18 protein-coding genes are annotated in these 22,435 nt (G+C 46.1%); 8 read left to right on the top strand and 10 right to left on the bottom strand.

The features are described from left to right. The coding region (locus tag IQQ51_RS26970; protein WP_228012815.1) for an alpha-hydroxy-acid oxidizing protein at window positions 1-433 on the top strand (433 nt) is incomplete at its 5' end. Window positions 434-892: 459 nt separating this feature from the next. Continuing rightward, on the top strand, window positions 893-3,748 hold the full coding sequence (locus IQQ51_RS11045) for an FAD-binding and (Fe-S)-binding domain-containing protein (protein WP_193841083.1): 2,856 nt from the start codon (window positions 893-895) through the stop codon (window positions 3,746-3,748). Between the two features lie 106 nt (window positions 3,749-3,854). Here the strand turns inward: IQQ51_RS11045 and IQQ51_RS11050 are convergent, their stop codons facing one another. The 7 genes from IQQ51_RS11050 to IQQ51_RS11080 all read right to left on the bottom strand — a co-directional run bounded on the left by IQQ51_RS11050 (window position 3,855) and on the right by IQQ51_RS11080 (window position 11,835). Continuing rightward, window positions 3,855-4,097: a hypothetical protein gene (locus IQQ51_RS11050; RefSeq protein WP_050647514.1), complete on the bottom strand. Its 243-nt coding sequence runs from the start codon at window positions 4,095-4,097 to the stop codon at window positions 3,855-3,857. A gap of 152 nt (window positions 4,098-4,249) precedes the next feature. Then, window positions 4,250-5,986 (bottom strand): ABC transporter permease subunit, encoded by a 1,737-nt coding sequence (locus IQQ51_RS11055; protein WP_193841084.1) that lies wholly within the window; start codon window positions 5,984-5,986, stop codon window positions 4,250-4,252. A gap of 4 nt (window positions 5,987-5,990) precedes the next feature. Beyond that, on the bottom strand, window positions 5,991-7,502 hold the full coding sequence (locus tag IQQ51_RS11060; protein ID WP_193841085.1) for an ABC transporter substrate-binding protein: 1,512 nt from the start codon (window positions 7,500-7,502) through the stop codon (window positions 5,991-5,993). Between the two features lie 63 nt (window positions 7,503-7,565). Then, window positions 7,566-8,417: an ABC transporter ATP-binding protein gene (locus IQQ51_RS11065; protein WP_193841086.1), complete on the bottom strand. Its 852-nt coding sequence runs from the start codon at window positions 8,415-8,417 to the stop codon at window positions 7,566-7,568. Continuing rightward, the gene (locus IQQ51_RS11070; protein WP_086969156.1) at window positions 8,414-9,172 is read right to left on the bottom strand and encodes an ATP-binding cassette domain-containing protein; all 759 of its coding nucleotides are present in this window, start codon (window positions 9,170-9,172) and stop codon (window positions 8,414-8,416) included. Before IQQ51_RS11070 ends, IQQ51_RS11065 begins: the two co-directional genes overlap by 4 nt. Before the next feature lie 209 nt (window positions 9,173-9,381). Continuing rightward, window positions 9,382-10,719, bottom strand: a complete 1,338-nt coding sequence (locus IQQ51_RS11075; protein ID WP_193841087.1) for an MATE family efflux transporter — start codon at window positions 10,717-10,719, stop codon at window positions 9,382-9,384. Between the two features lie 246 nt (window positions 10,720-10,965). Beyond that, window positions 10,966-11,835, bottom strand: coding sequence for an AraC family transcriptional regulator (locus IQQ51_RS11080; protein ID WP_050620166.1), 870 nt, complete (start codon window positions 11,833-11,835; stop codon window positions 10,966-10,968). A gap of 115 nt (window positions 11,836-11,950) precedes the next feature. Here IQQ51_RS11080 and IQQ51_RS11085 point away from each other — a divergent pair, with 115 nt between their 5' ends. From IQQ51_RS11085 to IQQ51_RS11110, 6 genes are all read left to right on the top strand, one after another. Then, window positions 11,951-13,099 carry a PLP-dependent aminotransferase family protein gene (locus IQQ51_RS11085; protein WP_193841088.1) on the top strand — a complete coding sequence of 383 codons (1,149 nt, stop codon included), beginning with the start codon at window positions 11,951-11,953 and terminating at the stop codon, window positions 13,097-13,099. A 154-nt stretch (window positions 13,100-13,253) separates the two neighbouring features. Next, the gene (locus IQQ51_RS11090) at window positions 13,254-13,589 is read left to right on the top strand and encodes a 5-carboxymethyl-2-hydroxymuconate Delta-isomerase (RefSeq protein WP_050645905.1); all 336 of its coding nucleotides are present in this window, start codon (window positions 13,254-13,256) and stop codon (window positions 13,587-13,589) included. A gap of 76 nt (window positions 13,590-13,665) precedes the next feature. Then, the gene (locus IQQ51_RS11095; protein ID WP_193841089.1) at window positions 13,666-14,097 is read left to right on the top strand and encodes a GNAT family N-acetyltransferase; all 432 of its coding nucleotides are present in this window, start codon (window positions 13,666-13,668) and stop codon (window positions 14,095-14,097) included. A 266-nt stretch (window positions 14,098-14,363) separates the two neighbouring features. Then, window positions 14,364-15,353, top strand: a complete 990-nt coding sequence (locus IQQ51_RS11100; protein ID WP_193841090.1) for a rhodanese-related sulfurtransferase — start codon at window positions 14,364-14,366, stop codon at window positions 15,351-15,353. A 201-nt stretch (window positions 15,354-15,554) separates the two neighbouring features. Continuing rightward, a complete protein-coding gene (locus IQQ51_RS11105) occupies window positions 15,555-15,812 on the top strand; it encodes a YdcH family protein (protein ID WP_009846137.1) in 258 nt (85 codons plus the stop codon). Window positions 15,813-15,954: 142 nt separating this feature from the next. Further along, window positions 15,955-16,440, top strand: a complete 486-nt coding sequence (locus tag IQQ51_RS11110; protein ID WP_322632749.1) for a GNAT family N-acetyltransferase — start codon at window positions 15,955-15,957, stop codon at window positions 16,438-16,440. Window positions 16,441-16,456: 16 nt separating this feature from the next. Here IQQ51_RS11110 and IQQ51_RS11115 read toward each other — a convergent pair whose 3' ends face one another. From IQQ51_RS11115 to IQQ51_RS11125, 3 genes are all read right to left on the bottom strand, one after another. Next, complete coding sequence (locus tag IQQ51_RS11115; protein WP_193841091.1) at window positions 16,457-19,372, bottom strand: alkaline phosphatase family protein; 2,916 nt, start codon at window positions 19,370-19,372, stop codon at window positions 16,457-16,459. 201 nt (window positions 19,373-19,573) lie between these two features. Beyond that, window positions 19,574-20,779 carry a mannose-6-phosphate isomerase, class I gene (gene manA / locus IQQ51_RS11120; RefSeq protein ID WP_193841092.1) on the bottom strand — a complete coding sequence of 402 codons (1,206 nt, stop codon included), beginning with the start codon at window positions 20,777-20,779 and terminating at the stop codon, window positions 19,574-19,576. A gap of 266 nt (window positions 20,780-21,045) precedes the next feature. After that, window positions 21,046-22,386, bottom strand: a complete 1,341-nt coding sequence (locus tag IQQ51_RS11125; RefSeq protein WP_193841093.1) for an MFS transporter — start codon at window positions 22,384-22,386, stop codon at window positions 21,046-21,048. Window positions 22,387-22,435 lie beyond the last annotated feature (49 nt).

Raw genomic sequence — 22,435 nt, forward strand, 5'->3', positions numbered from 1 at the left:
TCTAGAGTGGATCCGTGATTTCTGGGACGGCCCTATGGTCATCAAAGGCATTCTTGATGAAGAAGATGCAAAAGACGCCGTGAGATTTGGCGCAGACGGTATCGTAGTTTCAAACCACGGCGGTCGTCAGCTTGATGGTGTTCTATCAAGTGCCAAAGCCTTACCTGCGATTGCAGACGCAGTAAAAGGCGATACCAAGATTCTGGTCGACTCTGGTATTCGTACTGGCTTAGATGTGGTCCGTATGATGGCAATGGGCGCAGATTGCACCTTGCTTGGCCGCTCATTCGTCTACGCGTTAGCGGCACAAGGACAAGCAGGTGTTGAGAACCTACTCGATCTGTACGACAAGGAGATGCGCGTTGCGATGACATTGACAGGCGCCAAGACAATCAAAGACTTAACTCGTGAATCTTTGGTGGGATTAGATTAACCCGCCACGACTCAGGTTCATGTTCGGATTCAGATTCAGATTCAGACTAATGCTTTGGTCTACTTAGACTGAAGTTCAATCGGTGTCACAGCAATTCCACTGCCGTTGTGACACCGTTTAAGCACTGGAAAATAAAATAAAAAACTAGGGCGTGTTGATCTTTCGAGCTGATTTTTGCAGCGAGTTGCTGGGTATTTATACAAGGCAGAGGCGTCGATGTGTAGCTAGCCTACATGAGAAGCCGATAACGTAGTAGAAATGGCCAGCAAACGCTGCCCGAAGGGTTCGAGCTGGGCGTTTTACTCTTTGTTGAGGGGGATTTGCTTAGAGTGACTAGGCTACTTCTCCCTCGCCGCGATTAAAACGCTTTTGACTAGGCGTCCCCATTCGAACAAAATTTAACCACGAAAGGTCAACACGCCCTAACCAGTGCCAAATAAGAAGCACAAGGAAGCAAAGATGGAGACAAACATATCCCATGAGCGAGTAGTAGACGCACAAGCTTATCAGCAGCTTGAAGCGATACTGGCTCAAAAAATAGAAACAGAACGCATTGTCACTCAAGAGGCAAAGCGCTTGGCTTACGGCACCGATGCGAGTTTCTATCGCTTGGTGCCGAAAATGGTTCTAAGGCTGAAAAACTTAGACGAAGTGATATTCACCATTCAAAGCTGTCGCGAACTGGGCATTCATTTTACCTTTCGCGCTGCGGGTACAAGCCTTTCAGGACAAGCCGTTTCAGACTCGGTACTTATCACCCTGACCGACGACTGGCGCGGCCACGAGATTGTCGATAACGGCAATCAAATCATCCTGCAACCCGGTGTAATTGGCGCTGATGCCAACAAATACCTTGCCCCTTTCCAACGTAAAATCGGCCCAGATCCAGCCTCAATCAACACCTGTAAAATCGGTGGTATAGCGGCGAACAACGCCAGCGGCATGTGTTGTGGTACTGCGCAAAACTCTTATCGCACCGTCGAGAGCATGAAAATCGTATTTAGTGATGGTTCCCTGCTTGATACCGCAGATAACGCCAGCGTTGAGGCTTTCAAGCAATCGCACAAAGCGCTGTTTGAAGGCATTGTTGATTTACACAGACAGACCAGTTCGAATCAAGAACTCGCAGACAGAATCCGCCATAAGTATCGCCTTAAAAACACTACCGGCTACGCGCTCAATGCTCTAGTTGATTATCACGACCCAATTGAGATAATCAAACATCTGATGATTGGTTCAGAAGGCACGCTAGGCTTCATCGCAGAGATTACCTACAACACGGTTATCGAACATCCGAACAAAGCATCGGCTCTGTTGGTGTTTGCCGATATCGAACAAGCAAGTAAAGCCGTGACTACGCTATCTAAAACGCCAGTTGCAGCTGTGGAATTAATGGACGGCAGAGCGCTACGTTCAGTGGCTGACAAACCGGGTATGCCTGCATTCATGCCGAACTTGGATTTAGAAGCCGCGGCTATTTTGGTTGAATCACACGCCAGCTCCCAGCAGGACTTAGATTTACAATGTAAATCAATTTTGGACGCATTGACTGAATACACGATTGTTGAATCAGTCCCTTTCACGTCCGATCCGAAGACAGTCGCAACCCTATGGGGCATTCGAAAAGGCATGTTCCCTGCTGTTGGGGCCGTTCGTGAAGTTGGCACAACCGTTATCATCGAAGACGTGGCTTTCCCTGTTGAAAACCTCGCTAACGGCATTCGAGAGCTGCAAGAGCTGTTCGACAAATACGACTACAGCGAGGCGATCATTTTCGGCCATGCACTCGAAGGCAACCTGCACTTTGTGTTTACCCAAGGCTTCGATAGCCAAGAAGAGATCGACCGTTACGGCGGTTTCATGGACGACGTTGCCGAGCTAGTCGCGGTGAAATACCAAGGCTCTTTAAAAGCGGAACACGGCACGGGCCGTAACATGGCACCCTACGTGGAGTTGGAATGGGGCAAAGATGGTTATGCATTGATGCAACAGATCAAGGCATTGTTCGACCCAGAAAGGCTGCTCAACCCCGGCGTTATCATCAACGACAATCCAAATTCCCACATCACAGACTTAAAGCCAATGCCTGCTGCCGACGACCTTGTCGACCGCTGTATTGAGTGTGGATTCTGTGAGCCAGTCTGCCCGTCTCGCACACTGACCTTATCACCTCGCCAACGCATCGTGTTGTACCGAGAACTGCAACGCCGCCGAGAAGCAGGTGAAGAGATAGAAGCAAGCGAGCTAGAGAAGACATTTGAATACCAAGGCATTGATACCTGCGCTGCAACAGGCCTGTGTGCCGAGCGTTGCCCTGTGGGTATCAACACTGGCGATTTAGTGAAGAAGCTTCGTATCGCCAAATATGAAAAGTTCACGCCAATTGCTAAGTGGACAGCGGATCACTTCTCGACCACCACCAAACTGACCAAGGCTGGGCTAAAAACCAATCAAGTGGCGAATAAGGTTCTAGGCGCAAATACAGTCGGCAAGCTAACCAACGGCTTACGCTCAATGACTAAAGGCGCGACACCGGTTTGGATGCCAGAGATGCCACAATCCAATAGTCACTCGCTAACCTCATCACCAGTGACGGCAGAATCTTCAAGCAATCATAAGAAGGTGGTCTACCTCCCTTCTTGTGCTAGTCGAACCATGGGACAACAAAGCGATGCGGGCGACCAACGCCCTCTTACTGAAGTGACCATGTCTTTGCTCAACAAAGCGGGATTCGAGGTAATTCTGCCGAAGAAGCTAGACGACCAATGTTGCGGCATGCCTTACGACAGCAAAGGAATGACCGACTTAGCCCAATCGAAAGCGCAACAACTCGAAGAAGTGCTATGGCAAGCCAGTCGTCAGGGTGAATACCCAGTACTGATGGACACCAGTCCGTGTGCCAAACGCAGTATTGAACAGTTCACCAAGCCATTAGAGGTGCTAGAACCAACAGGATTTGTGAACCAATACCTGCTGGAACACCTGACACTTAAGCCGCTGCAAGAAACCGTAATGCTGCATGTGACCTGTAGCTCTCGTCGAATGGGTTTAGAAGGTGCGATGTTAAACCTTGCTAAAGCCTGCACCGAAGAGGTCATCGTTCCAGAGCATATTCAATGTTGTGGTTGGGCAGGTGACAAAGGCTTCACCACACCAGAGCTGAATGAGGCGGCGGTACATCCACTCAAAGAACAAGTGCCGAGCAACTGCACTCGTGGCTTTAGTAACAGCCGAACCTGTGAGATCGGTTTATCACACCACAGTGGTATTCCGTATCAATCAATCCTGTACTTGGTGGACGAAGTGGCGCAATAGCTCCACTCATACTGCGAGTAACGTGCTCTAGCTTAAAACGAAAAATGGCAGCCCAATCAGGCTGCCATTTGTTTATTCGATTTCAAACATGCTACTAAGCTAACAGTTAGAGAGCTAAGCGCATCAACTCTTCTGGCGAGTAGTGTTCAGCCTCTGCACCTTTAGCGATTAAGTCGATCACTTGGAACTCGTTCATGTCACCAAACTCTTTGGTTAAGTAATCACGGAACGCTTTCTCGTTCGGCCATTTACCTCGCACGATATAGCCATCTTCTTTATCGAAATCTTCCGTTTCAAAGAAGGAAAAGTCGGTCATACCAATATTGTGGCAATACAAAACGAGATACATGTTGAATCCTTAACACTTAACTAGGGTCTGTTTAACTTTTGAGCCGATCAAAAAGCGTCTCTAAAAAGCAGGGCTAAGGTTACAACATAAATGCTAAATCGAATACCCAATCGAATCGTCAATTTAGAAACCTCAGCGACCGGGTCTTTTCGTTAGTCATCAAACATCATGTTAATGGCTGCACCCAACAAGATCAGCCCAACAATGGGCCCCATGACTGCTAATGGCGCGCGCTCAATGTATGGAAGGTTCTCTGCGATCATCAAACCCCATTCAGGTGTCGGTGGCTTTGCCCCTAATCCGATGAAGCTCAGCGAGGTCAGGCTTAAAGTGATGACCGGTAGCCTCAACATCGCGTGTCTTAACAACGGTGGCAACACATACGGAAGTAAGTAGAAACGGAAGATTCTAAGCTTACTGGTGCCCCATAGTGGCGCGAGGTGCGTATAAGGTTGCGCCTTGGCTTCTACGATCAAGCTTGAGCAGTGCGCGGCTAGCGGCGCCCACGACACCAATACAATCGCGATTAATGCGCTGTTCGGATTCATCCCCGTTAAACCTGCAACAAGTAAGCCTGCAATGATGTACGGGATCCCCTTGGTGATCTCGATAAGGCCTTGGCTAAAGCGGGTGTTGAAACCCATGATGATGCCCGTCACCAAGCTCAAGAACGTTGCCAAAATGCCGGCTTGGAAGGTCGCAACCATACCAGAACCAATTCTCGCCAGTAGGTCTCGGCCAATGCCATCCGCACCCAAAGGCGCTTGCCAACTAGGTGATGCCAAACGTGCAAACTGGCTAGTGTATGGGTCACGAAATGCTGCCCATACAACGATAGCAATTAGGAAAGAGAAGATCGCAAAAGCAGTGACACGCTTAGCTCGGTTCTGCGTAAAACGAAACGAAGAGTGGCTGCTAATGAGCTTGCCGCTTTTCAGGCTATGACCAAGAATCAATTGCTGAACAAACAAACTCATGCTGCTCACGGCAATTGAAAATAGCAGCAACATCAATAAGCCGCCTTGCAGCGTTGGTAAGTCTTGCGCCTTGGCTGCACCAAGAATCATGCGCCCGATACCAGGGATCGAAAAGATAAGCTCAACCGCGACTGCGCCACCAGTTAAGCCAATCACGATCATCGCGATTTGCGGTATCAGACTGCTCAACGCTCTTTTTAGCGCAAAGCGAATAATTTGATTGGAGTGAACGTTGGCACTGAGCCAAGTGATCACCCAAGGTTCGTTAAGAACGCGTTGTAAACTGTCTCTGAGTAGGCGACTAAACAAGCCACTTGCAGGCAGTGCGAGCGCTAAACTCGGTAGCCAGATATCTTGCCAGCCTTGCCAACCATATGGTGGCAGCCAACCTAACCAGATTGAGAATACCAGTATTAATACCGAGGCCACCACATACTCTGGCAACGATATTAATACGGTGCTTAAACTGCTGTAACTCTGCCCCAGTTTGCCCTTCTTCCAACTGCGTAAGGTAGCAAGTAAGCCTGCACCACACAGTACGAAAGTCATCACAAGTGCGCTAGACATCAAAAACAGAGACGTAGATGCTGTTTTTTGAATGCTTAATGCAACCGAGGAACCATCAATCCATGATTCACCTAGATCACCTGAAAAAGCACTTCCTACCCAGTCGAGCAGGCGCTCAATGGCTGAACGATCCAGCTGAAGATCAGCACGTACCGCCGCTAAAGCTTCAGGCGTAAGCAGGTGTTGTTGCCCCGCCCTAGCCCGCAGAATAGATTGGCTTGGATCGATGCCTGCAATGTCAGGCATCAAACCAACAAGAATCACCACCACAATCAGTGAAGCGATTCTTGATAGCCAAGGCGTCAAGATAAATAGAGTTCGACGCAGAGTCTCAGCAGATAACATTTATTTAGTTAGCCTGTGTTGCCGGGTTAACTTGTGTCGTTTGATCAACCAAGCGACGTTCACTTGGGTCACGAACGACATTGCTTACACGCTCACTTTCACCTTGAATCACACGTTCGTGAAGCAGCGGGATAGCCGCGAAATCGTTAAGGATTTTTTGTTCAGCTTCGATGATCGCTTGGTGACGCAGCGCACCTAGCGGTTGTAGGTCAGCGTGATTCAGTGCTTTATCTACCTCTTGAGAACAGAACTGGCCAAGGTTGAATGAACCCTTACAACCAAAGTCGCTCATCATGTAAGCCACTGGGTCACCCGAATCTAGAACCGTTGCACGAGAAAGGATAAACGCGTCGAACTTACCAGATAGCGCATCGTTCTCGATCTGAGCGTATTCACGAATATCCAGCTCAACCTTGAAACCAGCCGCTTCAAGTTGTTGCTTCAGTAGCGCTGCCACTTCTGGAAGCTCTGCACGGTCGGTAAAGGTACCGATAACAATGCTTTCGCCGTTCGCTTTTAGCGTTTTGTCGACTGCCGGACCTTCAGGTCGAATTGGTTCAGCCCAAGCAAGTGCAGGACCTAATAGACCTTGCGCGATATCCGCGTGGTTTTCATAAACAGTATTCACGATCTGCTCACGGTCTACTGCAGCTGCCGCTACCTTACGCAGTTCAATATCGCTAAATACGCCTGACTTGTTGTTCAGGTAAAGCGTATTAGTGCGAGGCATTGCCACTTCGTAAAGTAGGTTCGGATCAATGGTCGCGATTTGTGAAACGGGTACCGCTTCAACGACGTCAGCCGTGCCGGTTCTCAACGCTGCAGCGCGAGCAAAACCATTAGGAACGTATTCTGCAATTACAGATTCTACTTGCGCTTTTTCGCCCCAGTAGCCGTCAAAACGTTTCAGTTTCGCGCTGGTTGTACCGTTAATTTCCGTCAACTCAAACGGGCCAGTGCCTACGCCAATTGGACTCACACGACCATCTTCTTGATAAGCACTTGCTGCAAGAATCGCTAATTGAGGGCTTGATAAACGGCTTGGTAAAAGAGGGTCATCAAAGCTGATTTTAATCTCTATACGGTAGTTGTCCATCGCTTTCACTTCTAGCTCTACGCCATCTAAGATGCGCGGCTTAGGTGCTGCTTCAAGCGCTTTTTGCAGAGAGTTCACTACAGAGTTTGCCGTTAATGTCGAACCATCATGGAATTTAACGCCTTGGCGAATCGTGAACTGCCAAGTCAGAGGATCAAGATGTTTCCAATCCGTTGCCAACATAGGTTGTGCTTCTGAGGTTGGGCTCAGGTTAACCAGAGTTTCTGCTGTGCTCCAACGAGATAACTTAAAAGCGTCATCAGAAAGTGGCGATAAGCCGGTTCTTGGTGGTTGCATCATCGCAACTCGAATTTCAGATTTTACTGCGGCATCGCTAGACCCTGGTTGAGAGTCAAAACAGCCCGTCAAAGGCAGAGCCAACGCAAGTGCGCAAGCCAGTTTGATTGAATTAAAACGCATAGTTATTTTTCTCTGTAGCTGTATTTTTTAATAAGATGTATTTCGTCAATAAATAAGGTTGTGTTAACAAGTAGATTTCGAAAGAGGCTGAGACTCGATCAGCATCTGAGTCGCAGGATGAGCAGGTTTACTCATCACTTGATCGGTCGGTCCGTGCTCCACCATTTCACCATGGTCGAGTACCAGTATTTCTTCACAAAGGGCTTTTGCAGCACCTAAATCGTGGGTAACCAAAATAAGGCGCATATCGCGCTTCTTTTTCAATGAATCAACCAAGTCCAACAACCTTTGACGATTCACAGGGTCAAGGCTGGCAGTAGGTTCATCGGCCACCAGCACTGCGGGTCTAACGACAAGAGCCCGAGCAATAGCCACACGTTGAGCTTGACCTGTAGAAAGCTGATTAGGTTTCAGTAAGAGCAAACTGGCAGGCAATCCAACGTCTGAAAGCGCCTCTTCAATGATGGCTTCATGATTACCCGAAACATCTAAGTTGCTTAACGGTTCGGCTAAGATCTGTCGAACGGTATAGTAAGGGTTGAGGCTAGTGTGGGGCTCTTGTGGCACCAATTGAATCAGCCGACACACCGTTGCTTGCGCTTTGCTATCGCGAATTGGGAGCGAATAACCGAACAAGTTTATTTGACCAACGGTTGGCGCTTTAAGGCCAAATAGCAGTTCAATTAACGTTGATTTACCGGCACCAGAACGCCCAACAATTGCTAGGCTTTTGTCTTCAACATTAAGGTCTATGTTCTGTAGCGCTTTGAACGCTTTACCACCCAACCAACTTGGTACGGAATAGTAGTGAACACTCACATTGTCGAACTTAATCTCTGTCGATGTTTGTGTTTCTGAATCAGTCACTGGCATTAATGGCGAGGCTTCTGAGTTTAGTGTTAAGGTCGAGCTCATTCGATTAAGTCTCTCAATGAACAGCAGAAAGCGTGAGAGCTCGACTCAAGTGCATGTTTCGGTGCACCGTAAGCCACCACACCGCCATCATCGATGACTAACAGCTTGTCACACTCCAACGCGCTATGCAGGTCATGGGTGATGAGTAAACCACCAATTTGACGCTGTTTAACATTGTGTCGAATCAGCTTAAGTATCTCTTGCTCTGTCACCGGATCTAACGCACTGGTTGGTTCATCGGCGATGATAATATCGGAGTTACTCAGCAAGCCAATCGCAATACACACACGTTGGCGTTGCCCACCCGAAATTTGGCTCGGGTACAACGGCAAGATGGTTTCTGGATTAGGAAAACCAAGTTGAATCAGCAACTCGGTAATTTTGATTTTGTCATTTGATTTAAGCTTGGTGCGAGTTCCCGTCAAGGCAAGGCAGAGTTGGCCTTCTATTGAAACCAGAGGGTTTAACGCTTGAAGCGCATCTTGGAAGATAACTGCGGGGCGCTGTGCTGCAGTTCTTTGCAACATCGGTAAACCACACACCGCTTCACCAGATAGAGAAATATGACCTTCAACTTCAACCGTCTCTGGCAGAAACCCCGCAATAGCGCGAGAAAGCATCGACTTACCAATACCTGAAGGACCCATGATCGCCAACAGCTCACCTCGATAAACATCGAAGTGGATATCTTGGAAAAGGATTCTCGAAGAGGTTTTGATCGTTAGATGGTCAACAGACAAAAGTGGGGCGTTCACGCAGATACTCATATATAGATGTTATAACATAACAACTCTATCATTTAGCCGACATGATGAAAAGCGGACATTGAACTGTATCGCATTTTACTTACAATTTTATTGACCAGTTATAGTGAGTCATTACATACAAAAAAGCGCTCTCTAAATTTATCGTGTAAAAATAGTAAAGCGCTTTCATAAAGTATTACAGGTGGTGATTAGGTTACTTAGTTAATGGCACCCTGAGCGGCATCTTCGACTGGGTAACACTTCTGCTTAACTTGTGCGATGAACGGATACAAGAAGGCAATACGTCCAAGATAAAACAAGGTGAACGCCAACCATAGGCCATGATTACCCCACATATCGATGGTGAATGCCTGTACCGCTAAAAATACCAACAAAGTCGCGATGCTTGAGTCTCTAACCGGACGCGTGGTTCCGGTTCCGGTAAAGATGCCGTAAACCGTTAAGCCAAAGCCAGCCACTAGCGGGAACACGATTAGCCATGGAGCCATCTCTTGATATAGAGCGACTAGCGCTGGAATATCGGTAAACAAGAAAACAATGCTGTCTTTAAATACCAAGGTCAACAACGTCAGCGCAGCAATAAAACCTGCCGTCCATTGGAAGTTAAGCCTTAATACGCGATCCAACATTGAAGGGTTCTTCTGACCTACCGCCTTACCTGCAAACACACTCGATGCGTTGGCAATGCCGTCAAACATATAGCTGACTATGAAGGTCACCTGCATCAAGATCGCGTTAGCCGCTAGAACATCCGTACCCAGTTTAGAGCCAGTACGCGCCATCATGTTGAAGAACACCAAGATACAAATGGTGCGAAGCAATAAATCAGTATTCGATGAGATGATTGTCGATAGGTCTTTCTTGGTCATCTTCGAGCCTTGCAGGAACTCAGAGACCGAGATATTACTGGTCTTCATCACCAAGGTCACACCAATCGCAAAGGTGGTAACTTGTGCAATCAAACTGGCGTAAGCCACACCTGCGACGCCCAAATCGAAATAAAGTACAAACACCGCATCCAAGACAATGTTCAACACGTTACCAAACACTTGTGTATAAAGAACTTCTTTGGCTTTCGCCTGCCCCATTAACCAACCAATAATGGTGTAGTTAAGCAACACGAAAGGCGCACCATAAATCAAAACACTAAAATAGATATGCGCGTGCTCGGCCACATTGGCTTCAGGCTCAATCACCCACATTGCGCCTTGCCAGATGAGTGGTTGTATCAAGATAAAGATCAAGCCCACCAAACCAGACAGCACAAACGGACGCATCAAGCTACCCGCCAAATCAGAGCGGTTTCCCTTACCCAGTGCCATCGCACTTTGCCCCGTGGTACTGACACGGAAAAAGCCAAATAACCAATACATGGTGTTCATAATGATGGTGCCGATCGCCACGCCACCAATCAGTTCAGCAATACCAAGTTGGCCGATAACAGCAGTATCTACCGCACCTAGTAGAGGCTGTGTCATCGTTGAGATGATGAAAGGGAAGGCAATTTTCAGATAATCTTTGTGGGTAATGGTCATATATTCTAGCGAGTGATATTAAGAACTATTTGCAATTAGAGCGGGATGCTATCGTTTAATCCGTACGTTGTCATCATTTACTTAGAGTCGTTTATCAACAAGCTTCTCTCCCATCGCACCATCAACATAAGACGCCTTTCTGTCATTGAGCGAGCAAATTAGCCACAACAAATGAGTAAAATCACGCTCGACAAAACTCAACAAAACCAATTACTGAGCCAACTCAATGGTTAGCCTAGTAAAGGCTCAGTAAAAACTCACGGGAAGGTAGAAATCGAGTTCGAATATTTCATCACTATTAAGAAAGTGATTCTGATGATAATGCACATACGCAGGAGTCGATCGCTGTTTAAAGCCAGATGTAGGTAGCCACTTTTCTAACACCATACTGATCTGTGGTAGCAGCTCGCCGTAGCGGCCATTCAATCGAAATACGGCATGTAAACCACCCGGAATCACCATCTGGTTCACGACACTACGATACTTAATCGGCTCATCAATCGCGATACACGCGACATAACGACACTGATCCATTTCAACCCAAGCAGGGTTTGAGTGATGCAAACCAAATTGGCTCGAAAAATCACGCTGTTCGGAATTCGCCCACGCTTTCAATATCAACCACGCATTACGAATAGAGCGGTTATAACCCGTATGTCGAACATAGGCCGCCATGCGTTCAGGCACTTCAACGATCTTGGGTTCGGGCAATACTCGCTGCGCCACATTCAAATAGCCCGCCGCCACTTCGGGATCTTTCAAATAGGGTTTTTCTGCTACTTGTAAATCGTGTTTACGCCATTCTCCGGGCGACATATTAAAGGTCGCTTTAAATGCTCGACTAAACGAAGACACAGAACTAAAGCCACATTTATGCGCGATCTCAACCACAGACGAACTAGTATCAAACATCAATTGGTTGGCTGCATACTCCATTCGAGTTCGTCGGATATATTGATGCAACGACTCCCCGACCACACTTTTGAAGGTGCGATGAAAGTGCTGTTCTGAATAGGCCGCTATCTCAGATAACTCTTTGGCAGACAAAGGCTGACTGATGTCTTGGTGAATATGGAACAAGACATCATTGATTCGCGATATGTGTTGACGTGACATCGTTTAAATAGCATAAATGGACATGTTTAAGAGCATAAACGGACACGCTAGTTTTTACAATTGCCGTGTAATATCAAGCGATAGAATAAAAACGATAAACGACGAGACACAACACATGGAAATCGCACAGTCATTACAACAGATTCAATCTTCATACATTCGAGAGATCCTCGCAGCCGCAAGTGATCCAAATGTCATCTCATTGGCCGGTGGTTTACCGGATGAGAAGACATTCCCTATCGATTTAATGAAGCCAACGCTAGAAAACCTAGCGAACATGCCTGAAGTTTTCCAATACGGTTCTACTGCCGGTTACGGCCCGTTGCTTGACCACCTAACACAAAGCTACCAATTGCCAGAGACTCACACGGCAATGATTTGTACTGGCTCTCAGCAAGGTTTGGATTTGATTGCGCGCGCGTATGTTGACCCAGGTGATGTAGTTGTGATGGAAGCGCCAAGTTACTTAGGTGCGATGCAGGTGTTTGGCCTAGTTCAAGCAAACATTGCGACCGTGTCTCAAACTGAATTTGGCCCGAACCTAGATGAACTGGAAACGTGCTTTGCACAGCAATCACCGAAAATGTTCTATGCCGTGCCTGATTTCCACAACCCAACCGGCGTGTGCTGGACAACAGAAACTCGTCAAAAAGTGGCTGAGCTGTGTATCAAATACAACGTGGCATTCATTGAAGATGCGCCATACCGTGAGCTACGTTTCACAGGTACAGAACTGCCGTTGGTTTCTTCGTTCTGCCCTGATAACTCTATCGTTCTTCGTTCATTCTCTAAGATTGCATCGCCAGGTTTACGTATTGGCGCAGTAACAGGAAAACGCAGCTACCTTGAACCACTGATCAAAGTGAAGCAAGGCGCTGACTTACACTCAAGTGTACCAATGCAAGCACTGCTTGTTGGTCTTCTAAAACATGAAGACTTCAACGTACACATGGAAAACATTCGCACCCTGTACAAGTCTCGTTATGAGGTGCTGTTCTCAGAGCTAGAGAAACAACTGCCTGCTGACTGTGTACTGAAAGCGGTAGACGGCGGGATGTTCATTTGGGTTGAGATCCCAGAGTGTGACACCTTCGAACTGGCTAAAACTCTACTATCGAATGGTGTAGCGGTAGTACCAAGCCCAGTATTCTATCCAAAGGCCGATGAAGCCAAAGCCGCACTGCGCTTAAACTTCACCAACGCCAAGCCAGAAGAATTGACGGAAGCGGTAAAACGCTTAGCAGAAGTACTTAACCAAGCGTAATAGCTGACAATACTGGCCGCTTTGGTGATTGCCTGATCGGCTTATTACTGAGAAAGCTGTCACGAGTCAGCATTAAAGGCCAATGTCATTCTCAACAAGAGAGTCACATTGGCCTTAATTTTAGGTCTCCATAAAGCACAGAAAGGACGTCAGTTTGCCGCATTGTATTATCGAACACTCATCCACTATTGATAGTCAGCAACTCAACCAAAAAGTGTTTCTCGGCGCGATGGAGTCTCAGTTGTTCTCACCAACAGGAGAGGACATCAAAGTACGCAGCCTTGCCTATCAGCATTACCAAACCGGTGAAGTAAAAGAAGACTTCGTGCATGTCTCTGTGCGTATTTTGTCTGGGCGTAACGAAAGCGTTAAAGCGATGCTCTCCAAGTCCATTTTGGACCAATTACTTGCTCTTCCACTATCCAATGCTTCACTGACCGTGGAGATCATCGATATAGAGACAAGCAGCTATTCAAAAGCCTTAATTTAAAGGTAAGTCATAAGCGTACATCCCCTCACAAATAGCGGGATTCTAAAAACATTCGTTAGCAGCATGGAGCAATGAAATGGAATTGGTGGTAGGTAACAACCCAGAATTGATAACGAAAGCACAGTCCATTCGTCATCAAGTATTCGTTGTTGAACAAGGCATACCGCACATATTGGATCTTGATGGGCTCGATCCTGTCTCACATCATGCACTCATCACCGATGAAGATAATTTAGTCGCGACGGCACGCTTGCACATTGATGAATCAGGACACTCAACCATGGCACGTGTTGCTGTTCTGCAACCTTATCGAGGATCAGGTATCGCGTCTAAAATTGTTAGCGCACTTCTAAAACACGCCTCTGAATATGGTGCCAAAGTCATTGAAATCCACGCCCATCAATACCTAAAAGATTACTATGAAAAGTTTGGCTTTGAGTTCATTCGTGAAGTAGAAATCGTCGGAGAACACCAACTCATTGAGATGAGATACTACATAAGTTCCTAGCCAAGTATTCAATAGACAACAAAGCACCACTGCTTATTAGAGCTAAAATTGCGTATCAAATAACGGCCTTTTCATCACACCTAAAACCACACCAAAAATGATGTTATATAGCCCTACGTTTGGTTGGTTTTTGTCCCGCACCGCCTTGGTTATACTGCGCCTGATTTTAATAAGCCAACAAGACAGAACTAAGTTGAAATACTCAGTTCTGATCACAACAGGCAACCGCTCTGGATTTACGTTCCAGCTCGCAGAAAGGAAAAACCATGTTTCAATATGTTGTATGTGCTCTGTATAAATTCGTAGCACTTGATGATTACCAAGAAATTCGCCAGCCACTAACTGACGTGTTAGAAGCCAACCAAATCCGCGGTACTTTGTTACTTGCGAGTGAAGGTATCAACGGTACCGTTGCAGGTAAGCGCGAATCTATCGACGCCCTTCTTCAATGGTTCAAACAAGATTCTCGCTTGGCTGATGTTGTTTACAAAGAGTCGTTCAACGAAGAACAACCATTCAACCGCACCAAGGTTAAGCTTAAGAAAGAGATCGTAACCATGGGCGTTGAGGGCATCGACCCACGCCATGTTGTCGGCACTTACGTGAAACCAAACGAGTGGAACGCATTGATCTCTGATCCTGATGTGATTCTGGTTGATACTCGTAACGACTACGAAGTGGACATCGGCACCTTCAAAAATGCCGTAAATCCAAACACAGAAACCTTCCGTGAATTCCCTCAGTACGTTGAAGACAACCTTGATCCTAAAAAGCACAAGAAAGTCGCGATGTTCTGTACTGGCGGTATTCGTTGCGAAAAATCAACAGCCTACATGAAAGAACAAGGCTTTGATGAGGTTTACCACCTTGAAGGCGGCATTCTTAAGTACCTAGAAGAAGTACCTGAAGAAGAGAGCATGTGGGAAGGCGACTGCTACGTATTTGATGGTCGTGTTGCAGTAAACCACCAGCTAGAAAAGAGCGGCTACGATGTGTGTAACGCGTGTCGCCTGCCAATCACAGACGAAGACAAAGCCTCTGAACACTTCGAGAAAGGCGTAAGCTGCCCTAAGTGTATTGATAAGCACAGCGACGAGCAGAAAGCCCGTTTCCGTGAACGTGAAAAGCAAGTTCAACTGTCGAATGCCCGTGGCGAAACCCACGTAGGCGGCGAAGCTGCTCACCTTATCGAGCAACGCAAAAAAGAGAAGCTTGCACACAAAGAGCAGCAACGCTCTGGCAAGAAAGCAAAGTAAACTTTCTGCTTTAAACTCTTATAGTTCTAAACATATAACTATAAATAGTTAGCTATATACATACAAAAGGGCGCAAGTTCGAGGATGATCCCACGAGTTTGTGCCCTTTTTTGATCGCTTTACCGCTTTGTGTTTTGAACCACATTTCTTTCGAAAAATTACTTCTATACTGTTAATAATTCGACTAGAGAGGAAGTGCCAATGCTCAATGAAAACCATGCCTTTATCTTAGATTTCCCAGATCTTAAATTAGACATTGTTCAGCTCAACCACGACGACGAAAAATTCAAAGCAGACATGCAGAAATACCACCAACTCGACTACGACATCCGTCAGCTAGAAATCTCTGGCAGCCCTATCGATGACGACAGCATGCACAACCTCAAAGTAGAACGCATGGAGCTCAAAGACTCGCTACACAAACAGCTCACGCGCCATCACGCGCTTAAGATCGTATAGAAAAATCAGTCCAAAACTCTATTTTAAGCCACGCACTACGCGTGGCTTTTTGGTTTTATAACATCGTAAAATCAAAAGCTAATTCGTCCTCTTCAGTTATGTTACTGTTTGCTTATTCAAAGGCGTTTAATAAGGAAGTAAAGTGGCAATTAAAGAAGAGAATATACAACTCCGACTTGTTTCAAACTCTGAGTTCGAAGAACTATTTGCGTGTGTGAAACAAGGTATATTCATACACGTAGATGACGTTTTCGGTTGGGATGACGACTTCCAACGCAAACGACTTTTAAACGAATACCATCCCTCTTGGTTTCATTGGGTATATCGCGAAAATAAAAGAGTAGGACTCGCCTGCTTTAAGCCTTATGACAACGCATACCATATTCATCTGCTGATCATTTTCCCTCAATACCAAGGCCGTTCGCTTGGCAAGCAAGTCATGGCTCTCATACATAAAAGAACCATGGAAGAGCAACTAAGCCATGTCACTCTGTCGAGCTTTAGAAGTAACACTCGTGCCATTAGCTTTTATCAATCACTGGGCTATCACGTTGTTGATGAAGCAGATGATGATTTTGTGGGGATGGCTCTCAACCTAGCTAACAGAGATAATCTATTTAGATGCTAGATAGAGAGCATTAACTTTAGCGCGCGGTAGAAATATCTAATTTCTCAATCAACGACGGAAAACCCCAACCGCTCTCGCCTTCGACCACAGGTTCTCCGGTCAAATACTCAAACAGCGTTGGCGCTAAAGAGCCGTTAGCTTCGATTTTCAGTTGCTGAGAATTATCACCAATTGGTGCTCCCCAGAATCCGATGAAGGCATCTTTTTCTAAGTAATCCTCACCAGCGTGACGCCCTGGTACCTTGGTGTTGTAGCCAATTCCCGCTTTAGGGAACAAGTTAACCGTGCCAGCCCGATCTTCAAGGTAGATATTGACCAGTTGGTTCACAGAATCTGGACGAGGCGTTGGTTTCGTTAGTGCAGTCCACTCAGCACTGTTACACCACGTTGTCACATCCACCTTGACCGCTCGGTTAATACACTTTTCTACCAATCGAGAATACCGCGCAAAATCAACTTCGCTTGGCAACGCGAGATATGGATTGAGTCTTTGGGTATCAAGTAAAATCGGCGCTCGGTTGCCCTTCAGCGACTCATAAAAAAGCTTGTCACCTTCACGTGTGATCAATTCATCGACCCGCTCTAAATCACGGTTACCAATCACACGAACAGTGCAGCGTCGTTGATCACATGTGCTTTCTCTCAAGACCATATAATCAAGACTTTCAGGCAAGCGTTGCACTATCTGATTAATAATATCGATACCCTGACCAGCTGGCGCAGCAATCGGAGTCCACTGCGTGAGTTCTTGGTAAACCGGCTGAACCTGCCACCCTTTAGCCGAATTAAAGAAGTCCATCATAAAGTTACCACCAGCAGTAGAGGCGACCACCACATCCAATTCCTTCGAGCTTGGATAGCTTAGAGCATTGGTGATTTTAGGCCCTTCCCCCTCGTCTGAAGATATTTTCTTAACCACAATTGGATACTCTAGCTCTGCTTGTAAGCCTTCAAATACCTGCTTTTCGGGATTGAGCGCGTAGAACACCGGCGTTAAACCATGATCCCCAGCCATGCCCCATAGCGTTTTATCGTAAACGCCTGCACTGCGGTAGGTCGCTTCAATCTGGCGAATCCAATAGTCCAGTCGGTTGAGCTCTCCAGTCGGCATCAGAATTTCGTCACTAAAAGGACCGGTAAAGTGTGCGAAGTGATCCGGCCATGGGTTATAAACCAAGGTGTAGTCTGGCATCCCTTTTCCATCTAACTCGGCAAACTGAGTGATCGACTGTTTAACCTGAGTTCTCTTTGAAAACTTAGTGAAAAAATCAAAGCTAGATATAGACTGGTACGCTTCAATATCTTCTATCAAGGCTTGACGCTTTTCTTGCAAAACCACTTCGACTTCTGAACGTTCTTGAAGCTCTTTCACACAACGTTTCTCACCATAATCACGCAGTGACTCACCCAAGCCTAGGTTCACTAACCCATCATAAGTGGTATGAGCATTCCAATCGTATTGGGCGTTGCAGTTCAGCGTTTTAAGGTAATCAAGGCGATCAAACATGGTCTGCACCTTGTTGTTCGCCATCAACACATCCAACTGCAGGGCATCATTGCCGAAGAAGTAATAAGCTCGGTCGATCTCTCGATCGACAAAATGAAAATTAGGGATACCCGTACCACCATTACCAGACACTTTTGCGCCCGTTTTAATGATCGGTAGGTTGCGCACACTGATTGTTGGAGTCGAAGAGATACCCACTCGGCTTATATTATTTCGATTCTCTTGATAGAGTTTTTTGAAGAACGGAAGGTAATTCGGATCACGGTAGGTTTGTTCAGACAGGACTTCTATGAACTTCACCTGCTGTTGATGTTCTGGCTCAATGACCTCTTCTAACTGAGGTTTATATTGCGCTCGGTTTTTATGGTTCTGATAAGCGACCGAAATGAAAGGTGAATCTTCATCGACCAACCCCTCAATCAATCCTTGTTGTAAACCATCGACAGTCACTTGGACCGCAAAACGTTTGTTCTGTTGGGATTCTAAGAACTGAATGAGCGCATCAGGCTGGTCACTGAACGCTTGCTGCATCCAATCATCGAGCGCTTCTGCACGTTCTTCTTTAAACACAAACTGTCGGTAGGCTTTCAGCAAGTTTAAGCGCACAAAATCAATAAGCGTGATGGTAAGAGCTTGTGCTTTGTTATTCGGCTTATCAGCGTTTTCTGGTTTACCATCTTCTGCAATCGCCAACATTGCAGACTTCATGTCGCCGTCATCTATTCCCATTGCCGCTTTACCGATCAAATCAACAATGATCGGTTGAATCTGAGCGATGATCGCTAGATCTTCAGGGCTATTGGTTAAGTATGTGTAATTCGCAGGGAGCGTGTCCATATCCTGCCAAACACCAATTTCGAATAACGCATCGTAGATAACCACCATGTTGGCAATGAACTGTTCATCGATACGAATACCTTCATGATGTCCCGTTGCTTCAGTCGAGGTATCTGGCTCGTGATGATCTGAGGTTGGCTTATCTCCAACATGATAAAGGCTATGTTCAAAGCCCTTTAGCGCCTGCTTATCATAAACCGTCGACAAGTAAGATTTGAACACATCTTCACTGCCCAAGCCTGAATAGCGGTCGTAATAACTATAGAGAAAATAACCCAGAGGAATTGAGTACGTCGGGTTAGATAACTGAGCAACGACTCGAGCTTTGGTTTTGAGATCTAAAGGGAGAGCGAGAATATACGCATCTAATGTAACGCCACCAATCGTGAAAAGAGCCGCATCACGAGTGAGTTTGGCAGAATAACTTAGGCTTGAAAGCACCTCATTTTTAAACACTTCACTGGAGCTAAAAACGCCACCAATGACGGGCGTTGTTGATATATCAGCCGCACTCGGAGCTGATGTGAGCGCCAACGATAAGACACTGAATAAACTGGCATAACTGCGAACGTGAGAATAAGAGCTCATCAAATTTCCTTAGATCAACACACTTCTATAAATTTAGCTTATTGTTTCAGCCTGTATTTATTAGTCAACCTATGAAAACATTTGTTTCCTGATTCGAAGCGCTCTTGTTGTTATGAAATGTTCATTCTTACTAATATCTCTAAGACTTTACCGCATAGCCAAAGCCCGAAAGCTTTCTAATGTTAGACGACAGCTATTCCCTTAATTAAACGCTCTAGCCACTCGTCCTTTACTGCTCAATTCGTAATGACCAATATAAGCTGGGATAAATACCGATTGCCCTTTGGTGAGTGTTAGGTATTCACCTTTCTGACTCATTAACGTTAAATCATCATCGATTGCCATTAAAATCTCAGCACCGCTTGTGATGACTTCTTCTTGCTGAGGGCAATGAAAGATATTGAAGTTGAAATCACTGACCGGGATATCATAGCTATCACATTGCCCCAGCTTGGAGGGCGCCAACAACAAGCGATCAAACGCGATTGGCGAAAACTCTGTACACGCCACTAATTCAGGGACATCTATGTGTTTTGGCGTTAAACCAGCACGTAGCACGTTGTCTGAATTTGCCATGATCTCGAGCCCCGTTCCCTTAATGTATGCATGCGGAGTGTTTGCATTCAAATACATCGCTTCACCTGGCTTTAGCGTGATCAAGTTAAGCAGCAGAACACAAAACAGACCGATATCGTTCGGGTACTGGTGGCTAAGCTCAGTAACCAAAGCAAACTCAGCTTGGTCTTGATGAGACGCTGCGTAAGTCAGAAGTTGCTCTAATGCTCGGTGTTTACGTTGGTCATCTAGAGTTAACAGATCACGAAAAAACGCTTCTAAGCCTAGAGAATCAAGATTGTTACCAAACTCTTCAACCAAACCAGCCAACTCGCTCGAATACAACTTTCTGAACAACCCTAATATTTCATCGAATTCTCGAAAGCCATTCATCGCTTGGTATTCAGTGATCGCGTAAACCAATTCAGGTTTGTGGTTAGAGTCTTTGTAATTACGATGCCCTGCAGTCAGAGGAATTCTTGCTTGCTCTTCTCTTGCAAAGCCAACTTCTGCTTGCTGCTTGTTTGGGTGAACCTGAACAGATAGCGCTTTTTCTGCTGCCAAGATCTTAAATAAGAACGGCAGTTCACCGAACTCCTGCGCAATATCAGTAGATAAATAAGCGGGTTTATTCTTGTTAATCAGCTCAGATAGAGGCACCAAATGTTGGTCAAGCTTAACCATTGAGCAACCCTTCGGATGCGCTCCCATCCAAACTTCCGCTTGCGGCTCTTGTGACTCATTCTTAAAGCCAAACAGTTCACGTATCGAAGAAATGCTCCCCCATGCATAATTTTGGATGGTGTTTTCCATTGGGAAAAATGAGTGTTCTGAGAAGTGGCTGAGTGACATGGCGTTTTCCGTAGTGAGCCCTTTGAACACAATTCAGAGAGCTGATTCTAATAACGTAAATAATTAGAAAGACTACAGAGAGCAGCTAGAACCCACATGAGATGAGGTCTTAGACGCAATAGGAAAAATTCTTAGAAACAGGTGAGATCGATGAAAAGCGTGAAAAGAGTCACATTTGATTGCTATGTATAAAAAACGCTGAAGGTAGGATAGCTGCACAACAACCAGAGGGCTATTAGCAGCTATCTTATTAACGAAGAAGCCCCTTAAAAACCAGAGCGAACCTCTGCACTTTTCTGAGGTGATTGAGCTTGTAGGAAAGGCAGTAGTAGCAAGCCAATAACGGCTGCACAAGTCGAGATGGTAATGAAGAACCCACTCCAACCGTAAGTTTCTAGAACGAGCGCCAGTGGGTAACCAGAAAGTGCCGCTCCCATGTAAGCAAACAAGCCAACAAAACCTGTAGCCGCCCCGGCAGAGTCTTTATGCGAACATTCAGCCGCCGCCATACCAATGAGCATTTGAGGGCCAAAAACAAAAAAGCCTACACAAAACAGCCCAGCCGCCTGAAACACAAAGTTGGTTAAAGGCATAAGCCATAAAGCCGATACCGAAAGGAAAATGCCAATCGCAAACAGGATGTTCATCGGGCCACGGTTACCACCAAATAACCTATCCGATCCCCACCCAGCAACAAGTGAACCAACAAAACCTCCTATCTCGAACAGAGACAACGCAGCGTTGGCGTTTATCAAACTGTAATCGTGTTCTTCGGTGAGGTATAAATTGCCCCAGTCGTTAACTGCCGTTCTTACGATGTAAACCAACACATAGCTAAAGGCGAGTAACCAAATGTACTTATTGCTGAACACATAGGTTTTCAGGATCTCTCGATAGCTTAACCCTTGCCCATGGCTCTCTTGCGCTAATTCTAGGTGATCATTACGCCACTTTCCTACCGTCGGCAGTCCCATGGTGGTGGGCTTGTCACGTAAGCGCCAGCAAACGATAAGACCGATAAAAACACCAATCACACCCGGCCAGATAAACCCAGCTCGCCAACTGAACTGCAGCGTTAGATAACCCACAAGAATAGGGATAAGCGCCCCGCCAACGTTGTGTGCTGTATTCCAGATTGCCCAGCGAAAGCCTCTTTCGGAGCGAGAATACCAAGTCGTCAATAACTTGGAACACGATGGCCAGCCCCAACCTTGGAACCATGCATTCAGAACCCATAGCGAGATAAAAGCCGCTAACGAACTCGAAAAGCCAAACGCGATGTTTATCAGACCAGTCGCGATTAGGCCAAGCCCCATGAAGTAACGAGGGTTCGACCGATCCGATATCGTGCCTGAGATAAATTTCGATAAGCCATAAGAAAGATAAAATAGCGTGCCAATTAAGCCGATATCGCCTTTGTCCAAACCAAGATCGGTGATCATAGCAGGCGCGGCGTAATTAAAGGTTTTACGAGTGAAGTAAAAACCCGCATAGCCGACATACATACCTATCATGATGTGAAGACGCCAGTAGCGATAACTCTGATTGACTTCATCATCTGTTAGAACATCACTCTTTGACGTTGTTGAGCGCAGAAATCCAAACATATTCGTTCTCACACTTTAGGTAATGTAACGCTGATATTGGTACCCGAAG

Origin of the sequence: Vibrio sp. OPT18 (assembly GCF_015163615.1) — a bacterium.
Classification (GTDB): Bacteria; Pseudomonadota; Gammaproteobacteria; order Enterobacterales; family Vibrionaceae; genus Vibrio; species Vibrio coralliirubri.

What these genes read in the sequence shown, in the direction of transcription:
- IQQ51_RS11045 (WP_193841083.1), top strand. Translation starts at nt 893, where the DNA reads ATGGAGACAAACATATCCCATGAGCGAGTAGTAGACGCACAAGCTTAT.
- IQQ51_RS11050 (WP_050647514.1), bottom strand. Translation starts at nt 4,097, where the DNA reads ATGTATCTCGTTTTGTATTGCCACAATATTGGTATGACCGACTTTTCC.
- IQQ51_RS11055 (WP_193841084.1), bottom strand. Translation starts at nt 5,986, where the DNA reads ATGTTATCTGCTGAGACTCTGCGTCGAACTCTATTTATCTTGACGCCT.
- IQQ51_RS11060 (WP_193841085.1), bottom strand. Translation starts at nt 7,502, where the DNA reads ATGCGTTTTAATTCAATCAAACTGGCTTGCGCACTTGCGTTGGCTCTG.
- IQQ51_RS11065 (WP_193841086.1), bottom strand. Translation starts at nt 8,417, where the DNA reads ATGAGCTCGACCTTAACACTAAACTCAGAAGCCTCGCCATTAATGCCA.
- IQQ51_RS11075 (WP_193841087.1), bottom strand. Translation starts at nt 10,719, where the DNA reads ATGACCATTACCCACAAAGATTATCTGAAAATTGCCTTCCCTTTCATC.
- IQQ51_RS11080 (WP_050620166.1), bottom strand. Translation starts at nt 11,835, where the DNA reads ATGTCACGTCAACACATATCGCGAATCAATGATGTCTTGTTCCATATT.
- IQQ51_RS11085 (WP_193841088.1), top strand. Translation starts at nt 11,951, where the DNA reads ATGGAAATCGCACAGTCATTACAACAGATTCAATCTTCATACATTCGA.
- IQQ51_RS11095 (WP_193841089.1), top strand. Translation starts at nt 13,666, where the DNA reads ATGGAATTGGTGGTAGGTAACAACCCAGAATTGATAACGAAAGCACAG.
- IQQ51_RS11100 (WP_193841090.1), top strand. Translation starts at nt 14,364, where the DNA reads ATGTTTCAATATGTTGTATGTGCTCTGTATAAATTCGTAGCACTTGAT.
- IQQ51_RS11105 (WP_009846137.1), top strand. Translation starts at nt 15,555, where the DNA reads ATGCTCAATGAAAACCATGCCTTTATCTTAGATTTCCCAGATCTTAAA.
- IQQ51_RS11115 (WP_193841091.1), bottom strand. Translation starts at nt 19,372, where the DNA reads ATGAGCTCTTATTCTCACGTTCGCAGTTATGCCAGTTTATTCAGTGTC.
- manA (WP_193841092.1), bottom strand. Translation starts at nt 20,779, where the DNA reads ATGTCACTCAGCCACTTCTCAGAACACTCATTTTTCCCAATGGAAAAC.
- IQQ51_RS11125 (WP_193841093.1), bottom strand. Translation starts at nt 22,386, where the DNA reads ATGTTTGGATTTCTGCGCTCAACAACGTCAAAGAGTGATGTTCTAACA.